Source organism: Olleya sp. NP1-10, from assembly GCF_055804415.1.
This window is the reverse complement of the sequence record NZ_CM147840.1, coordinates 2,573,338-2,596,933: the sequence shown is the minus strand read 5'-3', so window position 1 is coordinate 2,596,933 and position 23,596 is coordinate 2,573,338. Positions and strand designations below refer to the sequence as shown.

The 23,596-nt window shown below is 32.9% G+C and carries 20 protein-coding genes; 19 read left to right on the top strand and 1 reads right to left on the bottom strand.

Annotated features, from left to right (window positions below):
* Nucleotides 1–220: 220 nt before the first annotated feature.
* From AC0L4B_RS12145 to AC0L4B_RS12130, 4 genes are all read left to right on the top strand, one after another.
* Complete coding sequence (locus AC0L4B_RS12145) at nt 221–1,909, top strand: tyrosinase family protein (protein ID WP_473437149.1); 1,689 nt, start codon at nt 221–223, stop codon at nt 1,907–1,909.
* 109 nt (nt 1,910–2,018) lie between these two features.
* On the top strand, nt 2,019–3,638 hold the full coding sequence (locus AC0L4B_RS12140; protein ID WP_473437148.1) for a hypothetical protein: 1,620 nt from the start codon (nt 2,019–2,021) through the stop codon (nt 3,636–3,638).
* A 24-nt stretch (nt 3,639–3,662) separates the two neighbouring features.
* A complete protein-coding gene (locus tag AC0L4B_RS12135; RefSeq protein ID WP_473437147.1) occupies nt 3,663–4,124 on the top strand; it encodes a hypothetical protein in 462 nt (153 codons plus the stop codon).
* Nucleotides 4,125–4,347: 223 nt separating this feature from the next.
* On the top strand, nt 4,348–7,584 hold the full coding sequence (locus AC0L4B_RS12130) for an AsmA-like C-terminal region-containing protein (RefSeq protein WP_473437146.1): 3,237 nt from the start codon (nt 4,348–4,350) through the stop codon (nt 7,582–7,584).
* A gap of 130 nt (nt 7,585–7,714) precedes the next feature.
* Here the strand turns inward: AC0L4B_RS12130 and AC0L4B_RS12125 are convergent, their stop codons facing one another.
* Nucleotides 7,715–8,980, bottom strand: coding sequence for a tetratricopeptide repeat protein (locus AC0L4B_RS12125; RefSeq protein ID WP_473437145.1), 1,266 nt, complete (start codon nt 8,978–8,980; stop codon nt 7,715–7,717).
* A gap of 433 nt (nt 8,981–9,413) precedes the next feature.
* On the opposite strand from AC0L4B_RS12125, the gene AC0L4B_RS12120 reads away from it, so the two are divergent.
* The 15 genes from AC0L4B_RS12120 (at nt 9,414) to AC0L4B_RS12050 (ending at nt 23,534) form a co-directional block, all read left to right on the top strand.
* Nucleotides 9,414–10,460: a hypothetical protein gene (locus AC0L4B_RS12120; RefSeq protein WP_473437144.1), complete on the top strand. Its 1,047-nt coding sequence runs from the start codon at nt 9,414–9,416 to the stop codon at nt 10,458–10,460.
* Nucleotides 10,461–10,465: 5 nt separating this feature from the next.
* A complete protein-coding gene (locus AC0L4B_RS12115) occupies nt 10,466–11,017 on the top strand; it encodes a tetratricopeptide repeat protein (RefSeq protein ID WP_473437143.1) in 552 nt (183 codons plus the stop codon).
* 11 nt (nt 11,018–11,028) lie between these two features.
* On the top strand, nt 11,029–12,606 hold the full coding sequence (locus AC0L4B_RS12110; protein ID WP_473437142.1) for an OmpA family protein: 1,578 nt from the start codon (nt 11,029–11,031) through the stop codon (nt 12,604–12,606).
* Between the two features lie 2 nt (nt 12,607–12,608).
* Nucleotides 12,609–13,058 carry a hypothetical protein gene (locus tag AC0L4B_RS12105; protein ID WP_473437141.1) on the top strand — a complete coding sequence of 150 codons (450 nt, stop codon included), beginning with the start codon at nt 12,609–12,611 and terminating at the stop codon, nt 13,056–13,058.
* A gap of 44 nt (nt 13,059–13,102) precedes the next feature.
* The gene (locus AC0L4B_RS12100; RefSeq protein WP_473437140.1) at nt 13,103–13,876 is read left to right on the top strand and encodes a hypothetical protein; all 774 of its coding nucleotides are present in this window, start codon (nt 13,103–13,105) and stop codon (nt 13,874–13,876) included.
* Between the two features lie 26 nt (nt 13,877–13,902).
* A complete protein-coding gene (locus AC0L4B_RS12095; protein WP_473437139.1) occupies nt 13,903–14,409 on the top strand; it encodes a hypothetical protein in 507 nt (168 codons plus the stop codon).
* Nucleotides 14,410–14,430: 21 nt separating this feature from the next.
* Nucleotides 14,431–15,105 carry a hypothetical protein gene (locus AC0L4B_RS12090; RefSeq protein WP_473437138.1) on the top strand — a complete coding sequence of 225 codons (675 nt, stop codon included), beginning with the start codon at nt 14,431–14,433 and terminating at the stop codon, nt 15,103–15,105.
* Between the two features lie 17 nt (nt 15,106–15,122).
* Nucleotides 15,123–15,563: a hypothetical protein gene (locus AC0L4B_RS12085; protein ID WP_473437137.1), complete on the top strand. Its 441-nt coding sequence runs from the start codon at nt 15,123–15,125 to the stop codon at nt 15,561–15,563.
* A 2-nt stretch (nt 15,564–15,565) separates the two neighbouring features.
* On the top strand, nt 15,566–16,300 hold the full coding sequence (locus AC0L4B_RS12080; RefSeq protein ID WP_473437136.1) for a hypothetical protein: 735 nt from the start codon (nt 15,566–15,568) through the stop codon (nt 16,298–16,300).
* Between the two features lie 4 nt (nt 16,301–16,304).
* Nucleotides 16,305–17,912 carry a PASTA domain-containing protein gene (locus AC0L4B_RS12075; RefSeq protein WP_473437135.1) on the top strand — a complete coding sequence of 536 codons (1,608 nt, stop codon included), beginning with the start codon at nt 16,305–16,307 and terminating at the stop codon, nt 17,910–17,912.
* Nucleotides 17,905–18,609 (top strand): hypothetical protein, encoded by a 705-nt coding sequence (locus tag AC0L4B_RS12070; protein WP_473437134.1) that lies wholly within the window; start codon nt 17,905–17,907, stop codon nt 18,607–18,609. The genes AC0L4B_RS12075 and AC0L4B_RS12070 overlap by 8 nt, the downstream gene beginning before the upstream one ends.
* A gap of 1,078 nt (nt 18,610–19,687) precedes the next feature.
* Nucleotides 19,688–21,508 (top strand): hypothetical protein, encoded by a 1,821-nt coding sequence (locus AC0L4B_RS12065; RefSeq protein WP_473437133.1) that lies wholly within the window; start codon nt 19,688–19,690, stop codon nt 21,506–21,508.
* A gap of 637 nt (nt 21,509–22,145) precedes the next feature.
* On the top strand, nt 22,146–22,406 hold the full coding sequence (locus tag AC0L4B_RS12060; protein ID WP_473437132.1) for a hypothetical protein: 261 nt from the start codon (nt 22,146–22,148) through the stop codon (nt 22,404–22,406).
* Nucleotides 22,407–22,419: 13 nt separating this feature from the next.
* Nucleotides 22,420–22,614, top strand: coding sequence for a hypothetical protein (locus AC0L4B_RS12055; RefSeq protein ID WP_473437131.1), 195 nt, complete (start codon nt 22,420–22,422; stop codon nt 22,612–22,614).
* A 272-nt stretch (nt 22,615–22,886) separates the two neighbouring features.
* A complete protein-coding gene (locus AC0L4B_RS12050) occupies nt 22,887–23,534 on the top strand; it encodes a hypothetical protein (protein ID WP_473437130.1) in 648 nt (215 codons plus the stop codon).
* The last annotated feature ends 62 nt before the right edge of the window (nt 23,535–23,596 follow it).

Sequence of the window (23,596 nt, the reverse complement as noted above, 5' to 3'; positions counted from 1 at the left end):
AGCCAATGTATTAAAAATGACTATTTATACCCTATCTAAAAATAGGGTATTTATACGCTGTTTTGTTGTTTACTAATGCTATACATTTGACTTAACCAACTATAAATCAGAGTTAAAAATACTGTTTTGAAGTTGTTTAATTGTTTGTTATTACTTGTTAAAAACAAATGTATTTAGACCGTTAATCCCTTATTTGTATTACACTAAAACTAGCATTATTATGACCAAAGCAGAACTGAACAACCCTAATTTTACTTCTATTATAGCCGAACCCATTTGGGATCAAGAGATTGAATACTTTTTTGATGAACAAGATTATAATTGCATGATGCATGCCGATGGAGATAAGCAACAGTCCAGAACCATAGACCTTAAAAGCTATACTGAGGTTAGTGCCTTGAGTGCTAAAATATATTATTATGTGTATTATAAATTTATGCCGATGGGTAAAACCAAATGGAATGACAATAAGTTGTTTTCTTTTAGAAACTGGCTTACTCATGGTTGTCCAAAAGATACAGCTGAATTAGAAACCTTTAAAACAAACCAAGCAGCTATTTTAGAGGATACTAGTTTACGCCAGAGAAAAAACGTGAATACTTTATCAGTGCAAGAACAAAACACACTTATTAAAGCTTTTCAAGGGATTATGGATTTGCCTAAGGATGATCCTAATAGTTTTTATACTTTAGGCGGTCTGCATTGGTATCCTGGTGTGACTTATTGCGAGCATCATATCCATCCGTTTTTAGCTTGGCACAGAGCTTATATCCTTCAGTTTGAAAATGCTTTACGTACAATACCTGGTTGTGAGGAGGTGACGCTTCCGTATTGGGATATTTCTGACAATACTTATCCTGAGTTGTTTTCTAAAGCTCCGTTTATTGCTTCAGATCCTAAAGTTTCTGGATCGACCTCTTCTTACCAACTTCCGCAAGACTTTTTAGAAGCTTACCCATTTGAAGTTACTAATGGGTCTTTAAAAGCCGATGGTAGTATTATCCGTAATTCTGCTGCCATTTACAATGCAAACAAATGGAAGTATTTTAGAGATGCTACTCATGATCCGACCAATACTAACAAGATGTTTTTGGATAAAATCATACAATTGCCTACATGGAATGCCTTTAATGGTTTAGACAAAACAGGACAATTTGTTTCTGGATCTGAGACCTTAATGCATGCACATGATATGGTGCATGATATTAACGGATCGACTACTGCTAACCAAGATGTTACTGGTTTTGAACCTGTGTTTTGGTTATTTCATGCCAATTGGGATCGCTTAATGTGGCGTTGGCAAAAACTACACCATACAACTAATGTTGCTGATTTTAAAAAGAATGTGCAAGCTTGTGGTGATAGTACCGATTGGATTGATGGTATTGGGTTAAATAATATGGATCCTTTTACAACGTCTTTAGGATTGACGGTAGATCAGACTATTGATTTAAATGCTATGGGTATTAATTATATTGAGCCTGCATTACCATTGACTGAACCTGAGAACTATATTACAGAAGAGTTGTCTTTACAACGTGTCTCTAATACAGGACAATCTAAATCCAATGCATTTACGTTAAGTGATTTGTCTTATGTATCGCTTAGGGTTAAGGATGTGAATCGTTTGAAAATACCTGGTTCTTTTACCGTGTCGTTGTATTTGGATGGCGCATTAGTTCAAACCCGTTTCTTTTTACAGGCTACTAATCCTGGTAATTGTGAAAACTGTGTAAAACAAGCCTTAGTAAGTTTTGATTTTGTATTTAAACATGAACAACTATTACAGGCTAAAGGTAAAGTAAAAGTTGAGATACAACTGTCTAATGGACAAACGGATGGACAGCGACCTGTTATTCCGTTTCGTACTATAGGACAACCTACAATTAATATACGTCTGGTCCATTAAACACCTGTTATTTAGAACTTAATTATATCCCAAAGGATTAGCATACACATAACATGATTATACCCTTTTTAAACTGAAACCTAAATCCAACCTTATAATATTATTATCTATGAAACCAACTATGTATTTAAAATCGCTTTTTACGATTACGACCCTTCGCTTATTTTGTCTATTGCTTATTGGATTGACTATATCCTCTTGTAATGAGGTGCATTACGAAGGTGTCCCTTCGCCAGTTATTTTTACACCTAATATACCTGTAGATGTTGATCCTGTATTACAAAACGAGTTAAAAGCAGCAGGTGATATTTACCAGCTAAATCAAGCTTATAATCTTTATAGTTGGCAAGCTTTAATTGCTATTAATTGGCCAATGACCGATGATGGCATCCCAAAACCTAAGTTTACTGACGCAGGATCACCTGCTTGGTTAGGTTGGAAAGAAGCTTTTCAGGTGTATAGAGAGGACGGGAAACAACCCGCAGATTGGAGTAGTCCTAGAATACAGACTGGTTTAGGTCTTACATCTAGTTTACTAAATGATAGTGATTCTAGAGTGATACTAAGTAGTAGAACACCAACGCTACCTGCACATCATAATATTGCAGATGAAACGGATCAGGCTTTTGCTGGTAAATTATTTGATCAGAATGGAGAAGTTGTTGTTTATGAAGTTTTAATGAACCAAGCAGAGTTTGATTATATTGTTGCTAATAAGCTTTATAATATTAATGGACAATTAGAATTTACTAAGACCCAAACTGAAGTTAACTTCCCTAAAGGAAACTATGATAGTGGCGCACTTGGTGCTACAGAGATTAAATTAGCTTGGCGTGTTTTTAAGCCTACTGATTTACATCAAGATCGTTATTTGACTGATGAAGGTTATATTATTGATGAAGTTACAGGACAACCAAAGCAAGTGCGTCTTGGTTTGATTGGTTTTCATATTAGTCAGAAAACACCAACCGGTAAGCAATGGGTATGGTCTACTTTTGAACATATAGACAATTTAGATGAAAATGTTATTGTAGGTCCTGATGGTAAGACGACCGTTATACATCCTACATTGACTGATCCTGATTGCGAGATTTGTCCAGTGAATGTGGATGCTACTAATGGCAAGAGTATTTATAAGCACCATAGCTCTGAGCATAGTGACTATTGGACAATAACAGGTGATATAAATAACTATTTTGCTGAATCAGATACCATGAAAACGCAATCTAAGCGTATGGTTGATATTCCTGTTAGGGTTAGAGAAATTAATAGTAAAATGCAAGACTATTTTAAGGCGCAAGGTAGTGTTTGGCAATATTACCAATTGATTGACACACAATATCCTGTGGACCAAAATGCAAAACCTGCTACAAGTACAGCAACTGCCTACCATTTGCCAGAAAGTGTGATTAATAAATCTGGAGGACGACCTAATATAGCCTACTTAACTAATATTACTATGGAAACTTTTTTTCAGGATGGTAATCAGATTGCTGGACTTATGGAAAACTCGACGTCCGAAGGAACTGCTTTACCATTAAGCATCTTTGGTACAGAAAGCTGTATTGGTTGCCATTCTAGTGCTGGTATTGCTGTGTCTTATGACAGTACCACCTTGGCACCAAAATTTGGAGGACAATTGTCTGGTGATTTTAGCTGGTTACTTAGAAGAGCTTCTTGGGACACCTCGTTACCAAAACCAACTACTAAAGAAGACGAAAAAGAATAGTATCACCTTTAAAACTCACCTGATATGGCACCTTTAAAAACAACCACTTGCGCTTGTCGTACTACTAGTCCAAAAAAAGCACCTCAAAATGGTCGTCAAAAGATTAGTGTTATAAATGGTCTCTCTGTTGTGTTTCTATTCTTTTTTCCTAAATGTCCGTTGTGTTGGGCAGGCTATGCGTCGCTTTTTAGTTTTATTGGCTTAGAGTCTGTTAATTACAATTCTAATTGGCGTTTTATAATATTAGGTTTATTACTAATTGGGAGTTTTTTAATACTACGTAAGCATTATTTAAATAAATCATGGTTAAACCTTGCGTTTTATGGTTTAGGGATTTTTATTTTACTATTGACGTATTATGCCAATTTGAGTGATACTTATTGGTTATATATTATCCTATTTTTAATTCTGTTGAGTAATTTTTCTAAGCAAACAAACAATAAGCTAACTAAGCTTTTTAGACTTCCTCCCTTTTTTGGAGTTTAAATGGGAGGAAGGCTCTTGTGTTTTTTATAAAATCATGACCATTAGTTTTTAAAATACAACATCTACAAACTGTTACTTTTAGACCTCTTACTAACAAAATCTTGGTAAGAGGTTAATCTACTATTGGAATAATTAAAATATAAGTCTTTAATTAGTAAGTATATTTATTATATTACTACCTTTTAGTAACTACGCTAGTGCTAAATAGTCCCAATATAATAGTATGAAGTTAAAATTCTTAAAAAAACGAAAGTTCTGGTTGCGGTTTATTATTGCTATGATCTTAGTACCAATACTATTTTTTAGTGCAGTAGTATTATATATTTATTCTGAACAAGATGAAATTATTCAAGATGAAATCACTGTTTTGAATACCCAACATCAAGGGTTAATCACTATTGGAGACACCCATTTATCACTTTTTAACAACTTTCCGGATATATCTTTTAAGGTCGATGATGTAAAGATTTATGAAACTAAAGACACTAATGTAACACCAATACTTGAGGTCGCAGACATCTATACTGGTTTTAATATATGGGATATTATACAAGGAAACTATAACATTAGATCCCTAATTATTGAAGATGGTTTTTTTGATATTGTGGTACATAAAGATGGTACTATTAATCTTCAAAATGCTTTAGCCTCCTTTGAAGATTCAGAAACAACCAATGATGACTTTGCCAATATCCAACTAGAACGTATTCAATTACAAAATCTAGATATTCATAAAAAAGATGAAACCGAAAATACAGATCTAGAAACTTTTATATCTCAAGGAAAAGGTGGATTTGAAATTAACAGTGAGTTTATTTCTGCCCATATAGACACCGAGTTTGAAATGAATTTGATTGATAATGGCGACACCACTTATGTGCGTCACAAACATTTTGAACTTCATACATACCTTTCACTAAATCAAACTACAGGATTGCTTACTGTTAAACCTTCAGGTGTAAAAATGGAACATGGTGATTTTGAAATAGAAGGTACTATAGATACTAAAAATGATGTAGACTTGGACCTTGCTATAAAAGGTACCAAGCCAAATTTTGATATGTTAATTGCTTTTGCACCAGAAGATGTTATACCTGTTTTGGAACGTTATAGGAATGCAGGAAACATCTATTTTAATGCTATGGTTAAAGGTCCAACACTTAACCAACAAATGCCCTTTTTTGATGTAAATTTTGGTGCCAGTGAGGCATTTCTAGAAAATACAGATAAAGGTAAACGCGTTGATGACATGGGCTTCAGTGGTCATTTTACTAATGGAAAAGACCGTCATTTACGTACCATGAAATTCTCTTTAACAGATATGACTGCCAAACTAGACAAAGGGACGTTTTTGGGGAATATTGTTGTTGAAAATTTTGAAGCGCCTGAAATTAACATGCAATTAAATGTAGATTTTAACTTAGAATTTATGGCTAGTTTTCTTAATCTTACAGACATAGACAACACATCTGGAAATGTATCGTTAGAAATGAATTTTCATGATATTATTGATCTAGACCATCCAGAACTTTCACTTAACACACTTAATCAAGCTTATTTTACAGAGCTAAAAGTAAACAATCTAAGTATTACATCCGCAGATCTTCCTGCGCCATTAAAACAACTTGATGCGCACCTTATCATGAAAGGTAAACAAGCCACGCTGGATCAATTTGATATGGTGTTGGGTAACTCTGATGTTTCCATTACAGGATACTTGTCTGATTTTCCTGCCATTATACACCATACAGATACTCCTGTAGATGCACATTTAGACATAGCATCTAAAGTTCTTGATATTACTGAGCTTACACGATATTCTGTAATTGATAGTACAGGTATAGATGAACAAATTAAAAATTTAAGTACAGGGTTTTCGTTTAAATCTTCAGCTAAAGCCTTTACAGAATCTCAATATTTACCAAAAGGCGAATTTTTTATAGATAGTCTTCATGCTCAACTAAAACACTATCCGCATGAATTACATGATTTTCATGTTGATTTTCTTATTGGTGAAAAAGACCTCAACATTGTAGATTTTACTGGTTATATTGATGATTCTGATTTTCATTTTAATGGACAAGTCTATAATTATGGTTTTTGGATGCAAGACCAACTTAATGGAGATGTCGATTTGGATCTTACTTTAACTTCAGATTTATTACGTTTAGAAGATATTTTTTCTTACCAAGGCGAGAATTATGTCCCTAAAGAGTATCGTCATGAAGAGTTTGAAAAACTAGTTTTACACCTTAACTCAAGTATGCATTACAAAGATTCTGCTTTGCATTCCATAGATCTAGATCTTGATAAGCTTACCACTAAAATGCATTTACATCCTTTACGATTCCAAAATTTTAATGGACGTTTTCATTATGAAGATGAGCATCTTGTCATTGAAAAATTTAATGGTAAAATAGGACGTACTATATTTGGTATGGATCTTAACTATTATTTAGGAGAAGATGAAGCAATAAAAAAGCGTGACAATCACCTTGCATTGAAAGCTAATTACATAGATTTTGATCAACTGTTTAATTTTAATACATCAGCTCCAACAGTCACTACAATAACAACCACTAAAACAGATGATGAAACTGTAGATGTAGAAGTACACGCAGACGCTTTTAATTTGTATGAACTGCCATTTACAGACATGACTTTTGATATTGATGTTGGTCATTTTATATACCATCGTATTGATTTACAAAATATTAAAGCGCAGTTGCGTACCACACAAAACCATTATATCCATGTGGATACGTTTTCTATGAATGCAGCTGGAGGTAAGTTTAAAATGTCAGGCTATTTTAATGGTAGTGATCCAAAACATATTTACATGAAGCCAGATTTAATTGCAGAGCATGTAGACATAGACAAATTACTGTTTAAGTTTGAAAACTTTGGACAAGATCATTTAGTGTCTGAAAACTTAAAAGGGACCGTGTCTTCTAGAATTAAAGGTAATATTAGGGTGTATCCAGATCTAGTACCAGATTTAGATCAATCAGAAATCCATATGGATTTAGAAGTCCTAAATGGAAAATTACAAAATTATGATCCTATATCTATGTTATCGGATTATATGGGAGATAAAAACCTTAGAAATATAAAATTTGATACCCTTAGAAATCATTTAGATATTACTAACGGACGCATTACTATACCCAATATGACTATCGAGTCTACGTTAGGACATATGGAGTTTTCAGGTACACAAGATAGTGACAACAATATTGAATATTATATTAGAATACCTTGGAAAACTATAAAACAAGCTGCGCGTTATAAGCTATTTGCTAAAAAAAATAATCCCGATAGTACTGTAGAAATGGAGGATGACGATATTATAGAGCTTGATCCTAATAAAAAAATACGTTACCTCAACTTAAAATTACATGGTAGCATGGATGATTTTAAAGTGTCCATGAAGAAAGCAAAAAAGAGTGAAACGAAATAATACTATATACGCTTTACTGTAAAAAAACACCCAACACTAACTATAAATTATCACGCCATATAGACATACATTATCCCTTAGTATAATTATCTACTAGATTATTATACTAAGGATATAAGCAATTTATATGTTAAGCTTCAAACACATTTAGTAATTTATTTTTTAGCTTTTCATCTGTTCCATTTTGTTCAAACAATTTGTCTAAAGCTTTATTTGCTAGATTTTTGTAATACGCTATGTCTTCATCAGGATTCTCTTTTATTAGAGTTTTAAAGGTATTACGTGCTTTGTTAATCTCTCCATTTAATACGTAAGCGCTTGCTAAGTATTCCCAAACATACATTTGACTATATAAAGATAATTTGTTGTAGATAGACGTTAAATGTTCACAGATTTTTAAAAACTCTGGATAGTTTAATTTATCATCTTTATACAATAAACATAAGTTTAAGGTTCCTGCTTCAGTAGGTAGAATTTGATAGCAACGTTTCCACCATTTTTCTGCATTGTCATAATCTTTTAATCCGTTGTACCATGATCCCAAATAGTTACAGGCGCTTTCATGTTCTTGGATAGCATCCGTTATTTTTTCAGATTTTATTCCTTTAAAAGGTTTAATATCTTCTAAATAAGGCTCTAAACTAGCTATTGCAGCTTTATTACGTGCTTCCTTACTAGCTCCTTCATCTTCTTTTTTAATTAATATATGTCTTGCTTTAAATAGCTCTTTACGAATATCACTCTGACTAGGATAATTTGATAATGGCGTCATACCAATAGCCTTGAAAAGACTTTTTCCGGGTACTGTAATTTCTTTATTCCAAAGAGATAATAGTAGCTTTTGATTTTCAGGAGTGGCAACAAAATCTGCTATAACTTTTTCACGAATTATAGTGTCTGGTATAACTCCTTTATACATAGGTACTGTACACTCTTCTTCTATATCTCCGAAGCATTTTAGGTAAACAGAAGCGCCTTTTATTATATATGGCTTAATGTCTGCGTCTTCTAACAATTTTTGACCTACAGTTGCTAGAACAGTACAATGTTGAAACAATTCAAAGTCAGTACTATATTGGTAATTTTTTTCCCATGCTTTATTAATTCTTGGAGGTCCCCAAAGATCTTTAACACTTTCTAAAACATCACTAGGAGCGGATTCGTCTATTTTATTTTTTAACACTCGTAACTGCTCTTTAGTATAGATACCTAAAGTATAATCAACAACTACAAAATCATCACCATCGTCATTATAATCTAGATATTGATTTCTTAAAAGGGCTATTTTTTTTATTGTTCCTTCTTCAAGATCTACTATCTTTTTTAAAAACAAAGTTTTGTATTCTTTGAATAGGAACTGGGTCATCTCTTCAAACCATTTCATATCTTCTTTCATCTTAGGGCTTATATTAATGTCTTTGTTAATAGTTATTTAGAGTGTAAATATACTTTAAAACTCACATTGCTTTTATCCCTGAAAACCGTGTGATTTAAAAATGTATTATTTGTTGTGGCTTTGTTAGCTAATTAATAACCAGGTATAATTACAAATATACTTTCCAGTTTCTTTATTCATTAAATCAATATAAATTATTGTATCCCACTAATTACATACCTAGTCATTAGGTCTTCTTTTATTACACATAAACTACTAGAAAATAGAAAGGGTTAATTAACCCTATTAGAAAAGGTTGTACGGCTAAGGGTTTGTAACTAATTAAAAATGAACTTTATAAACTATTAATTAAGATCGTTTTAAATCAAGACAAGTATCACTTTAGTGTTCTTAAAACTTAAATAAACTAATGATTAAAATATAACTATAATCTATGAAAACAATTCTTATTCAATCTATCGGGACCGCCAAACCAGGGATTACTAAAATATTGGCAGATGCATTTGAGGTTAATCATCAAATATTAACACAGATGATTTATAACGCACCTAGTGTGTTTTTACATAAAGTAGATGAAGCCACTGCTGTTAAAGTACAAGGTATGCTTACAGACTTGGGGTTAGAGGTATTAGTGCAAAATGCTGATGTTGCTATTCCAGCTCCAAGTGAAAAACTTGATATAGCTCTGTATATAGACAATCCACTAACCATCCAAAGTGTCGCTAAACAATTGTCTGAGTTTATAGGCATCAATGAGAAAGAGGCGTTTGAATTGTTAATTCAGGATCCTTCTGTGGTTCTAGGAGGTGTTAGTAAAAATACTGCTATAGCACTAGACAAAAGAGTAGATGCAGAGGTTATGGTTAGTAACCCATTACATGCTACTTATACTATATTAATCAGAGACTATACACCAACTTTTATTAATGAGTTTAAGTTATTATGTCAAAACGCAGGATATGCGTTAGAGCAAAATAAAATAACAGGACTTACTCATAAAGAGGCACAAAAGTTATGGACTAAAGTACAAGACCCTCAAAAAATAAAATTAGTTAATGAAGATTTTATACGCTATAGAATCATTCTGAATGCTTTTGATGCCAACAATGAAGCGTCTGTACAATTCTTAAACGAAGCAATTGGGATGCCAACAGACTTAATTAACGGACTTGCTAATTATCTACCAATTGAAATTGTAGAAAGCCTACCTAAAAGCAAGGTTAAATCCTATTTAGAATTAACAACAGCTGCTGGTTTAGACTGTGAAAGTCATGTAAATTCCGTAGATAGATACCAGTTGCAAATACAAAATATCACAAAGAAAAAACAAGTAGAGCAAACATTGGATCTATTTTTTAAGAGCGTAGAAATTAAGGATACCAAATGGCAAACCCCAGAAAAGCTAGACAGTGTGCTTAATCGTTTACTATCTAAACAATTGGAAGCCTTGGGTTGTGATGTAGAACCTATTTACAGTTAAGCCTTATGGACAATACTAATTTACATTACAATATTGCAGAACAAGGTAAACTTTACGCCACACAAGGCAACCATAAAGAAGCGTTGAGGCATTATAAAGAAGCTTTGCGTATGTCTCAACAGATTCCTCAAGCCGATATATTCTTTCAACATTATAGTCAATGTGCAATGGAAAGCTTGGAACAGATGAAATCTTACATAGAGGTGATTACATTTTGTGATAAATGCATTGCTTTTATGGAGTCCAAAGACGACCTACAAGAGCACCCTGTTTTTATGAAGTATTTAGCGTCCTTATGGGAGCGTAAAGGCATACAGTATTTATATCTCAATGACAAAGAAGACGCCATAATTGCATTTGAGAATGCAATAGCAATCCTGAAGCCTCATAAAATTCCTTTAGCACAAGAACTACATAATTGGTGTAAAAGAGGCTATACTATTAGTCAACAACAAATAGAAAGTCTTAATAAAAAGCATCACTATTATATTGTTAGAAAAGAGACTATAAACTCTCAAATAGCAATAGAATTACCAGAAATGATTAATCCATTTTAATTAACAAATATATGTCAAACGTAACAAAAATTCAAGAGGGAGCATCGGTACTCCAGCAAGTAGATGTTAGTGATATTTTCACTTCCTTAGCTATGGGTATAGCAGATGCCCAAAAGAAGTTAGATGATAACTCTATCGATCAAATAACAAAACTAGCCAATACCACATTAGGGGATAAGTCACTATTAGAGCTGGGTTTTGCACCAACGTTCTATAGTTTTACCTATGCAGACATTAGCGCTAACATTCATTTAAAAATGAAAATGAAAGATGAGTTTGCGCTAGACGTTCAAGTCGACGCCACTTATAACTCTGGAAAACAAGGTAAAGACGATTATAAAACTATTGAGAAAGAGAAGGCATTTAATTCTGAAAAGAGTAGTTTTAAATCATCACGAAAGTTTTTAATGAAAAGCAGTACCAAGAATGCTGTGGTTATTAATGACAATCATTATAAACTAGATGAAAGTATTGATATTGTCTCTAGAATAGATGAGTTTCATTCTAAAATTATCCAATCGCAAGATGTAGAACGCTTAAACTATTCGGTATTACAACAGTTTGTCACTCGTTACACACCGCCTACAGATTTCACAATACTAAAGATTACTGATTATAGTGGGAATAATGTTGATAAAGATGGAAGCGGAACTGTTCTTACCTTAGGTACTGATCTTTCTACTACATTTTCAACTACTGGCGGTTTCTACGGTTTTTCAGGACACCTAATTTATGGTTCTACAGTAAGTCCAAAGGATTTAGAATTCCATTTTGGATTTGACAAACGTATCCTCAATTTTAATTATGCAGAAGGGACTATAGACAACGCAGGAAAAGCTGAGGAGTTTGAGGCATTGGCTTCAATTTTAAGAGAAGATGACACTGCTAGCATTGTTATTAAAGGCTATACCGATAGTAGTGGAGCAGATGCCTACAATATAAATTTATCTAAGGATAGGTGTGAAGCTATGCGTGATCATCTAGTAGCCCAAGGCGCTAGAGCCACACAAATACATATTGAACCGAAAGGTGAAACTTTAGCCAGAGCTAATAGTGGTCCTGATGACACTAAAAATGAAGTCTTTAGAAAAGTAACTATAGCCATTACTTCTGGAGCAGATTATATTTATTTTAATTCTGTGTTAAATGGAGCTACTCCAAACAATGGAGCTAATTACTTTATCATAAATTCTAATAGTAGTCTTGAAATTTCATCATCAACAGAAGATATAAGCGACTATTGGACAGAAGAAAGACATGGTATAGACTATTATCTGGATAAAGAGACTCAGATAGAGTTTTCTGCTTATTCTAAAACAAGCGAATCTATTAATATCTCAAAAGAAGAGGAAGCAGGTACAGTAGACGAAGTTAAAATAGCACAAAGTGAAAGCGCCAATCAATTATTATCTGATATTAGTGGTAATACTAATTCAAATCAAACTGTTGCGTTAGGATTGAATGTCGATTTACGCATGTCTCAGCAATTTGAAATGTCTGCAGAGGGTAATTCGTCTATGTCGGCACGTATGGTTGCGTTACCACCACCAGATGGGTTTTTAAAGTACGTAGACTCTTTAACTGAATAATTATGGGAGCTATAGCCACCATAACAAATTCAATAACCAATGCGCCTTTACATCAAATGATAGAGCAGATGGGCATATCTGTTGCCAATGCACAAGCTGCCTTAGATGAAAACTCTATTAAAACACTAAAAGCACTGGCGGAAAAAGGTGTCGAGGTTAATGGGGAAACCACCAATTTATTATCACTAGGTTTTGTTCCGACTTTTTATGCGTTTACTGAAGCTAGTTTTGAAATGAAAATGGAATTTTCTATGGCAGAATCAGAAGCCTTTTCGGTAGGCGCCAGTGTGGAAGCTGATTTTGGTATTGTAGCTGCATCAGTAAGTGCGTCTTACAGTCGTAAGTTTGATCAGTCAGCCAGTGGCTCTTCTAGTATTGCAGCTAGAATGGTGTCGCTACCACCACCAGAAAACCTATTAGAAAAGTTAAAAACTATTAAGCCAGTATTATAAATACTGTTAGACAATACACATAAATAACAATTAAACATTAAAAGATGAATTTACGTAACAAACCAAGGATTGGACAGGAATTACTAGATGTGCCGATGGGCAGTATGATTCAGCAAATGGCTATGGCAATAGCCGAAGGACAAATGGCATTAGATGCCAACTCTATAGACGTTGCAGAAATGATGGGAGGACTTAAAACCATTACAGATGATGATGGTAATGTGACCTTTGAAGACAGTCGTGTCTTTTTTGGCCAACAAAAGTTTACATCTACACAAGCTGTTACCTATTTAAATAGTGGAGAAGCCTCAGTCTATGAGCAAAACAAAATAGTAGAGGACTTAAAAGTAGGTGCTTCTTCTGGAGCATTAGCAACTGAAGCTGATGGTGTTTATACCCTTACAACAGCTGGAACAGGGTCATCAGTTGAGATTAATGTGCCTAGAAGACTATCTATGATGGAGTTAGGATTTACCCCTACATTTTATCAATTTGTAGATTCTATTATAGAAGTAAAAATAGCTATTAAGTATACCCAAGAAGGTTCTTCAACGGTTGATATTAATCGAACAGCTACTACTAAAAGTAGTGTAGGTGTTGGTGGTGGAGTTGCTAAGTTTTTTGGTAGTCCTAATGCTAGTAAAAGCACTGTTAGTACTTCTCAGGTTAATGCTAGCTACTCTCAAAAGTACAGTTACTCTGCTGAAGGAAGTAGTCTATTAAGAACCAAACTAGTTCCTATTCCGCCACCAGCAGTGTTAGAAGAAAGAATTAGAAAGATGATGGACGAAGAATTTGCAGAAACACCACCACAGTAATCAATACATAAATTAAATACGATCTTATGAACATAGGTAAAGAATTATTAAACGTGCCATTTCCGGAGATGATTAAAAATTTGGGAGTTGGTATTGCTGAGGCACAATATGCCTTAGACAAAGTATCTATTCGTATTGCGCAAATGATGAGTGGTCACAAGCTTAATGCTGATGGTGAAATGGAGAAAGATGACACTGCCTTAATCGTATTAAAAGAAGGAGAGTCGGGTGTAAGCTTATTAGCTTTAGGTTTTACACCCACTTTTTATCAGTTTGTGGAGTCTTATATTTCTATAAAGATGGATATGCGTTTTCAAGAAGACCGAGATTTAAGTCTTTCGGCAGAAGTTAAAGGACGTTATAGTACCGGTTTTACTAATGTGTCTGCAGCAGTCAACGCTAGTTATTCTCAAAAATACCAATTTGAAGCCAGTGGTAGTTCAGAGCTAAGAACCAAGCTAGTTACTGTGCCAGTTCCGGTTATATTTGAAAGTCGCTTGCAAGCCTTGTTAAAAGAAGATACTGGTAGTTAACCTTTTAAATTACGAAACTCTATGGCTAAAAATTGGAAAACATTATTACCCAAAGCACCAGAACAGGATTCAGCTTCAGCATTAGATTTAAAGGCATCCCTTGAAGATTTAGTACACATTGATGATACGCTTAAAAGCTTAATTACCGAGCGTGAAGCTTTGGAGCAGCAGATGAAAACGTTAAGTGGTGACTCTGAAGTTACAGACACACCAGCTAATAGCCCTTTTGAACAGCCCATTGACTCCTTTACAACCAAAAGGAAACAAGACCAAAAGCAGTTTGAAACCAAGCGCCAATTAGAAGACAAAATTGCAGCCAAAAAGCTAGCATTTAAACATTGGGAAGACCAAAGGAACGCTCTTAAATTAAAGGTTATTAATGCCAAAAAGCAAGTGGCACGCACTAAGGCTTTTAAAAAGGACTTTAAGACCGATGATTTTGAAGCCAAATGGGACAAACAACGGGAGACCTTTAAAGCCAAAGTTGTAAAAAAACCAAAAGATCTGTGGTCAAAATACAGAGATACACCCAAATCTAATTGGTCGGAACAACGAGACCAACCTAAAGCTAATTGGTCAGAACAGCGAGACCAACCCAAAGCACCCATTCTATCTAAACTCAGAGAGTCGGTGGATAGAACAAGGACTAAAAAAGCTCATCGAAACCAAAATCGAAACCAAAAGCAAAAACAATAAAAGACCGATGGGAACAATTGAGAGATCAACAAAAGGAGGCTAAAAAACTAAAGGCCAAGTCCGAGAAAAAATGGGATGACTTTCAAAAAGACTCTATGGTAGATTCTTTTGATGTGGTACCAAAAGAAGGAATTAGTGACTTTAAGTCCTTTGAAAACGATTTTAAAGCATTAGCACAACAAGAAAAAGATGCTTTTGAGCAGAAACAACAACAATTAAAAGACAAACTAAAAGCCAAAGCTAAGGCTACTAAATCCTCCTTAACTAAACAGAAGCAAAAAGACGCTAAGCAGGAAGAGGCCAAAGACCAACGCCAACAAGAGAAAAAAGCCGAAGATAAACGAGAAGCTGACAAAAAACAAAGACAGAAACAATCAAGAGACGAGAAGAAACAAGCGCAAAAGCGAGAACAACAACGTGAAGCACGTCAACAACGTAAAAAAGACAAATACGCATAATTATGAGTCAAGCAAATAATAGCTCTTTAGCATTACATGACATTTTACTATCCATAGCCGATAGTCTTAATGTGGCACAGCATCAGTTAAGAAATATGTCACCTTATGACGAGTATGGACGACCAAATACCTTATACCAATTGCCTTACTTAGATTTCTCTTTAGAGGTGATAAGTGAAGTTGTAAATGAAACTGAGTCTACACCATCATCTAATGCACGCCTTGCTAATCCTGAGGTTGCAAAAACTGCTGCCTTTGCAAAAAGCAATGTGATGACGCAACAAAGTCATCAAGCCTTAATGTATAAATTACCAACTACAACACAAAATAAAACTAGTAACGACAGTGCTTCCAATAAAATTACCAGTACCATTTCTGGTCGGTTTGTTGCTGTAATGCCCAATGAAGGTGTTCCGCAGGTCTTTATTGTGATGTCTGCTGAACAAATTTCGGCAACAGCCTACACACTAAAAGTCACGTTAACCTATGCTACTAATGAACCCGTTGTAGGACAAAAAGTAGAGATCAATTTTGATGAAGCAACCTCATTAGCCTTAAATGATACCGCAACTAGTATCACACCACCTTTATTTTCGCCCTCCAAAGAAGGGTTTACCAATGGAGCAGGTGTTTATGAAACCAACATCACCATTGCCTCAGGCGATGTCAATAAAACGATAATTTTTGTAGCTAACAGCGGAACCATTTTTACCTCTGTAGCTATTAGCAACACATAACCTTATGCCACTCAGTAAACTAAAACACATACGTATTGATTTTTCATTATTTGATGAAAAGAATAAGCCCAAAGCCAAACTACCTATATTTATTCAGTATTATGAGGTTACCACCAATGCCTGGATTTCTATTTATGTCGCCGATATTGTTAAAGGAGTTTTAAGTATAGAAGAAACGACCAAGTCCAGAGCCAAAGCTTTATTGTCTTTTTTCAAGATATTAAAAAACAATCAGATCCCAGAGCTGCGCATTATTGCCCAGAAGGATCTTTATAAATTAGAGCAATTTCAGGTTTTGACCTCCTTATATGCTTTTCATTTTGATGAAGAACAGAGTGTCTTGCATTTTGATTTTGGTACTGCTTATTTGTTGCCAGAGGATATATTAAAAGAACAACCAGGGTTTACGGATTTTATAGTTGTTACTTCCCCTTATTCGTTTGCGTATCAAAACCAACTCCTTGACACGTCATTAGAACAATGTATTACTAAAACTAAGACGTTAGAAGAGCAGTTATCCAAATCTAAAACGCAATTAACCGCAAAGCAAAAGCAATATACTGAGGCTACCAATTCGTTAAAAACAGCGACTAAAACCCATACTGATTTAACTAAAGCCCATTCTGATTTAGAAGCTAATTTTAAAAGTTTAGCGACTGATGCTAAGGACTGTCAAGAGGAAAAGGAAGCCTTACAAGCCGCCTTACATGACGCACAGCAAGAACTTGAGGTATTACATAATAATAATAGTAAGTTACAGACACAAAATGACTCCCTTACAACCGCTTTAAAGGAGGCTAGACAAGCCATAGAACGTTTAGCCCCTTTTGAAGACAAGTACTTAGCCTCTCAAAAGGAGTATGAAGCTTTAAACGGGAATTATACCGAGAGTATTCAAGCGTTAGAGCATTGTGCCAAAGGGTATACAGCCTTGCAAGATGCTTATGCCTTACTTGAAAAAGAACAACACAATTATTTAGAGCAATTAGAGATTTGTAGTGCAGAAAAAGCACAGTCAGACAAGGAACGCTTGGAAGCTTATGCCACGCTAGATGCGCTAAACACCAAATACAAAACTACTGTAGAACAGTTGAGCATAAAAAATACTGAAAATGAACAGTTGCAATTAAAAATAGACGAACTAAGTAAGGACGTTGCATTTGATTTACGACCAATGCCAGTTAGTGGTGTGTATACCAACATAGTAAACGAGATACAGTTAGCAGACAACTTAAATACTAGTGACTATAAGCTGTCTAATATTCAGTTAAAAATTAAGTCGTTGGTTAATCGTGATCAAGAGGGTGTTAATTTGCAGTTTTTAAATCATGAAACTGCTAAGGAGATTAATGGAAACTCTATTAGTGAAGTGGTTTTAGACATAGAAAGTACACCAAGACCCGTTACTACATCAGGTACGCTACCTAATTTGATTGGATTTACAGAAACTGCTGTAAGACGCATTTTAAACAATTTAGGCTTACGACTAAATCCTGTTTATCAAAAACAGAGTAGTGTGCCATCAGGAGAGTCTTTTAAGCAGAGTCCAGCATTAAACAGCACCATACAAAACAATCAATTAATCACTGTAATATTTAGTAAAAATGAGTAATCCAATCCAACAATTTAGTGACCTATTATCGGGACCGTTAGGCGAATTAATAGCCTCTATAGGACGAGGTGTAGGCGAAGCACAATCTGCATTAGACGAGGGCTCTTTACAACAAACCTTAGCACTTTACAGTCTAGACAATCCGCAAGACGCTACGACTCCAGACGCTGATAGTGCGGATGCTGCTACCGTTACCGTTACTGACAACCAACGCATGTTGGAATTGATTAGAAGTATTGGTTACCAACCTACGTTTTATGTGATACCAGAAACAGAGGTTGAAGCCAAGGTGTCTTTAACTATGGATCTTTCTAATACGCAAAGTGCACCCTTACGACAAACCTACCAGAGCAGAAATTATCGCGCTAATGTGACTCCGCTTAATGCTAATAATATTAACCAGTACAACCTAAATGCTAATGCAGCAGCCACTTTAAAGTTTAAGATAGTTCCGGTACCACCACCAAGTGGTGTTGCAGAAAAACGCATTATGCCACAGCTTATAGGCAGAGCCTATAACGATGCTACTATAGGACTTATAGCCTCTGTAGGATTAACTTACACCTTAGATGAGGACTCGCAAACCTTATTAGACGAGAACCCAACTATATCTTTAACTATAGCCAACCAAAATATTGCTGCGCAAAGTATTATTGACATTGGTACAGCCATTATATTGACCTTACAAAAAGAGTAAGTAGACAGCTATGCGACCCTTAGTTGTCGTGTGGTTAGATCTAAACACTACCAAAATACTTACAATGTATTAGTCATTGCCCGAAATTTTTAAACAATTTTCGGGCTTTATTATGCACCACATATACATTAGCGTTATATGGTTTTTTCAGTTTGTTTTTTGAGATTAGTTGCTATAACAGGTGTGTTTTTTTGAGGAAGTTGTAGGAGGGAAGCGGAGCGTGTACTTTCTGTTTTTTAATTATTGAGGTGCACTCTGGTGCATTACCATGAACTATCTATGGCTTTACTATGGAGTATCCATGAAGTATCTATGGAGTAACCCTTACTTAAAATTATAGGTATTTGCGTTTTTTAACATTATTTAGCATTTAGAGGAATAATAAGTTGTTTAAACAATTCGTTATTAAGGTATTGCAAGTGTGTGTTAGTGGTTTTTGTAATGGTTGGTTTGTGGGTGATTATTAATTTTTACAAAATAGGATAACTTGGGGTTGTTAATTGTAACTTACTGCTTATTACGGGTTACCGTAAGATAGTATTTATACTATTATTTACTTTTGAGTAAATTATAAACTTTTAAAATTATGTATCACATGACAATTGAAGCTATTAAACCAGGACCAAAACCTAAAAAAAGGATGGCACCCTTGATAAAAGGAGACGAGATAATAAAAATACACCTAGTAACAAACCGTCTTTAAAACCCAGTAAATCAACTAATAGATAAACTATTAAGTTTATATTTATATGAGTACTTCTATTTTGAAAACATGAGTTGATTAAAAGTGAAAGTTCAATACAATATTATATTTGTTTTTTCTTACACAATTTATTATATGATGTTAATTGAACGTCCTTTTTAAAAACAACGATATTAGAGAAGTGTAAACTGTGTGGAATTGAAATAATATTAAGAAATAAATATATAAATTGTTAACAATTAGTTAATAACTGAGTAAATCATATTATATATAATTATTAATTAAACCTTAAATTTACTTGAAATAATTGACTCTCCCCTTTGAACATTTTATAATTTACAATAAATTATAAAAAATTTTAAAATATTTTGTGCCTTGAACAATCAAAAAAACCACATAAAGGTTCTTACCGCTTTATCAATCGCATCTTCTGATACAAGAGAAGATACATTATCTTCTGTAATTATAAGAACTATATATGTTAAAGAGAATATTAAAACTAAAGATTTAACAAATAAAATAAAAGAAGAGTTCGACTTTGTTCCTTATGAAGAAGAATTAACTCCTTTACTTTTAAAACTTAAGGATGAAGATAAAATAAATATAGTCGGAGATAATTTAACACTAACCGAAGAACAAAAGAATAAAATATTAGACCTTGAGGTTTATTTATCAGATGAAGATCAAGCAAGGTTTTTAAATTTTAAAAATTTTATTACAGATGAATTAGAATCTGATATAACAATTGTACAAATAAAAATGTTGTGGTCAATTTTTCTAAAATATCTTTATGATAGCTTTTATGAATATGGACATGAAGCAATAAAAACACTACACCCTCATATGAGGAATGGAAGTGAAGAAGAAAATGGGGCTTATGCTGATGTTTTGCAAAAAGCAATATTAAATTTAAAGAGTAAAGATAAATCACTTATTAAAATATTTAAAAAAGTAGTAGAAAGATTTCCTGATTTTGCATCTGAAAATGATTTAGATTTTTTAAATGATTTAGCTCAAAAAACTCTTTCTTTTACTTCTTTAGGTTTAAAGCCAGAATTAGCTGACAGTACTATTAATCATGATATTATTGATTGGATACTCTATTTAGATACAAATGTTCTTTATTCAGTTCTCGGACTCCATTCACACCCTGAAAATCAAGCAAGTATAGCTTTATTTAATCTAGTAAGAAGTAATAGTCAATATATTAAAATAAAATTGAGATATACAGAACAAACTTATCAAGAATTAGGTTCAAAAAAGGATGATTTTAAATCTCTGGATGATAATATGACAGATTCTTCTATAAGAGCTTTATTGAAATCAGAGAAGCTTGATGATTTTTCAACAAAATTTTACAAAGATTTATTAAATAATAGAGATTCCACGATACACCCTTCAAAAGTAATAGAATTATCTCAAAGGACATTAAAAGAAGATTTAATTGAAATTGGTAGGACGGGTAAAAGATTAGAAAATATAGGAGATAAGTTTATTGAAAGTCGTATTTCTGATTATTATCAGTATATAACCGATAAAAATAGTATTAAAGAAGAGTTCTGTAAAGAGAAAGGTATAAAGTTTAATGAAATATATAGGAGTGAGAAACAAATGCGACATGATATGTCATTAAGAGAAATTGTTTTAGACTCAAGAAATATTAAAGCAGGAGAGGAGTTGACTTTAAATAATGTGAAATATTTTGCATTAACACTTGATGGTGTTTTAATTTCTTATGATAAAGCAAATGTAAAAGAGTATAATGATGAAAGAAGTTTTCCTGTCTTCTTTAAGCCTTCTTTTCTTTTAAACAAATTGATAAAAGTACTTCCAATTAAAACAGTTGATTATAAGAAAGCTTTTATTAAAGCTATAACGACTAAAGGATTTTATAAGAATACAAGAAGATCTCAAGATGTATTAAAAATTGTAAATTATCTTAAATCTAAAGGAATTGATGACGAACGAATAATTTATAATTTAATATCTGAAGAAATTTTTTTAGAAAAATACAAAGAAAATTCTAATTCTATTGAATTTAATGAAGGAGAATTCATTGAATCACAATTAAATAGAGAATTTAAAAAGAAGCAAGATGAATTATCAAATACTTTAAAAGAATTAGAGCTAGTAAAAGAAGATTCAAATAATGTAAAGGAAATAAATCAATCTTTAAAAACAAAAAAAATGAATTAGATTCTGAGCTATCCCAATATAAATCTGCATTAGAAAAAGTTAATAATAGGATTAAAAAATTAGAGACGAAAGATGTTCTCGACAAAAAACAGGTAAATATAAATTTTGAAGCAGCAGATCAAAAGCTAAAATATGATGATGCAGTTAATAAAAATAAAGAATTATCTGAAAAATTAAAAAGAGAAATTGAAAAACAAATAGAACAACATAAAAATAAAGAAATAAAGAAATGGCAGAAGAAAATTTGGTGGAATTTATTATGGGTAATACCATTAATCATTCTTGGATTCTTACTCGTTATACCAAATGATTTTTTTCATATTACGAAATTAGATAAAGAAGGTAATGAAGATAATACATTAAGGATTATATTAGGTATAATAGCATTTTTATTAAACTTATTTTTCTTTAATTTGATAAATAATAGATATTTTAGTGAAAGAGAGAAAAAAGCTAAATTATCAAATATACTCATACCAGATGGACTTAAACAAAAACTTGATGATATGTCAAAAAAATAATATTCAGCTAAACACACACACAACTTAACGGATTCTTTAATTTAACAATGTTAGGCGGTGAATCTTTCGCTAAACACATTATAAATAAAATTCACGATAATTAAATATAGATATCTATGATTAAAAGAAAAAATTTAAAAAAAGCTGCAGAAGGCCGCGAAAGGGCTTTATTTGTCCAAAAAGTAAATAACCCTTTAGAGATTTATATTGTAAATCAAGATGATTTTGATGCTATAGATAAAACTGGAATAGATTCTATAAACTGTCTATTATTAGAGTATTCTGAAACTAAAGAAGAATTAATTTATGATGTTAAAACACCAGAAACAATAATAACAATGAAACGTGGTGAATTAACTGGAATTTTACTAACTTAACAAATAATGTATTATGTTAAAAGATTATAAAGCAGTTGCAATGAAACAATCTGAAGGCACTGGAGCAAATAATTACATTTTTATAATTAAAGGAAATGACGTTAATCATGCTCTTGTAAATGCCCAAAATCATATATCAAATACTCACAATTCAAATTCCGCATACCATATTGAATTAACATTAATAGGTGATAGTTTAATTCAATAAATTATTATGTAAATAGAATTCTAATGTTATCTTGGTCAAAACAATAGGGGAAATGAGAGTCTATATTTCATATAAGCTTTTAATTAGCCTGCTTATGATTGATGTTATATAATTTTTGTTTTAAGTATTATAGATAAAGGATATAAAACATTATAAAGAGTTAACTTATAATTTCAAATAAGGAAAGTAGAAGTTTAGTAGCATTTCAATATCTTTAAATCCAAAGTAAGCATTTCTGCTTTTTATAATATTATCGACCAATTAACAACACCATGAAATTATTAAGATTAATAACCATCTTTTTCCTTTTTGGATATGTACAAAGTACATTTTCGCAAACATTTGTTGATGATATAGATAAAGTAGCTGTTGTGGTTATTGATTATTGTGTCAATGCCTCAGGAGAACGCTACAATATTAAAATAAACAAGGCGAAAACAACCTATGATAATGAGGGATGGAAACAAGGTTGTTTACAACATTTTAAAGACGCTAGTTTAATAAATCCAATGACAATGGTAAATGACTGTTGGACAACTGTATATTATTTTGTGAATACTAAATATAAAACTGCTGCATTGGAAGCGTCCGATCAAGTGAAATGCAAAGTCTTTCATAAAGGCGAATTTATGTACGACAATCCAGCCTATTCTAACACAAAAATTATTAGAAGAACGCGAAAACAAATTGAAAAAAGTCCAGATAAAGACCAACGTCAAGTCTATGATATTAAATGGATTAAAGACCATATATATACTTTAAAAGCCATAAAATTACCGTTAGAGAAGGATAAACACAAAATAGGAAAACTTCTATATGTAGAAATCATCGCGTTTATAGATGAAAACACTTATTTGTACAAAGTTTATGAAAAAGACGATACTAACATTATTTATGGCATTATGCATAAGGTGGCTTAGCATATAAAATGCTTATACAACAGCAATTTTCATAAGAGTTTATATTTAAGAGTTTATGAATC

Coding starts and splice junctions, on each gene's coding strand:
- AC0L4B_RS12120 (WP_473437144.1), top strand. CDS start 9,414: ATGAAAACAATTCTTATTCAATCTATCGGGACCGCCAAACCAGGGATT.
- AC0L4B_RS12135 (WP_473437147.1), top strand. CDS start 3,663: ATGGCACCTTTAAAAACAACCACTTGCGCTTGTCGTACTACTAGTCCA.
- AC0L4B_RS12145 (WP_473437149.1), top strand. CDS start 221: ATGACCAAAGCAGAACTGAACAACCCTAATTTTACTTCTATTATAGCC.
- AC0L4B_RS12090 (WP_473437138.1), top strand. CDS start 14,431: ATGGCTAAAAATTGGAAAACATTATTACCCAAAGCACCAGAACAGGAT.
- AC0L4B_RS12050 (WP_473437130.1), top strand. CDS start 22,887: ATGAAATTATTAAGATTAATAACCATCTTTTTCCTTTTTGGATATGTA.
- AC0L4B_RS12105 (WP_473437141.1), top strand. CDS start 12,609: ATGGGAGCTATAGCCACCATAACAAATTCAATAACCAATGCGCCTTTA.
- AC0L4B_RS12125 (WP_473437145.1), bottom strand. CDS start 8,980: ATGAAAGAAGATATGAAATGGTTTGAAGAGATGACCCAGTTCCTATTC.
- AC0L4B_RS12140 (WP_473437148.1), top strand. CDS start 2,019: ATGAAACCAACTATGTATTTAAAATCGCTTTTTACGATTACGACCCTT.
- AC0L4B_RS12070 (WP_473437134.1), top strand. CDS start 17,905: ATGAGTAATCCAATCCAACAATTTAGTGACCTATTATCGGGACCGTTA.
- AC0L4B_RS12055 (WP_473437131.1), top strand. CDS start 22,420: ATGTTAAAAGATTATAAAGCAGTTGCAATGAAACAATCTGAAGGCACT.
- AC0L4B_RS12130 (WP_473437146.1), top strand. CDS start 4,348: ATGAAGTTAAAATTCTTAAAAAAACGAAAGTTCTGGTTGCGGTTTATT.
- AC0L4B_RS12100 (WP_473437140.1), top strand. CDS start 13,103: ATGAATTTACGTAACAAACCAAGGATTGGACAGGAATTACTAGATGTG.
- AC0L4B_RS12060 (WP_473437132.1), top strand. CDS start 22,146: ATGATTAAAAGAAAAAATTTAAAAAAAGCTGCAGAAGGCCGCGAAAGG.
- AC0L4B_RS12115 (WP_473437143.1), top strand. CDS start 10,466: ATGGACAATACTAATTTACATTACAATATTGCAGAACAAGGTAAACTT.
- AC0L4B_RS12080 (WP_473437136.1), top strand. CDS start 15,566: ATGAGTCAAGCAAATAATAGCTCTTTAGCATTACATGACATTTTACTA.
- AC0L4B_RS12075 (WP_473437135.1), top strand. CDS start 16,305: ATGCCACTCAGTAAACTAAAACACATACGTATTGATTTTTCATTATTT.
- AC0L4B_RS12110 (WP_473437142.1), top strand. CDS start 11,029: ATGTCAAACGTAACAAAAATTCAAGAGGGAGCATCGGTACTCCAGCAA.
- AC0L4B_RS12095 (WP_473437139.1), top strand. CDS start 13,903: ATGAACATAGGTAAAGAATTATTAAACGTGCCATTTCCGGAGATGATT.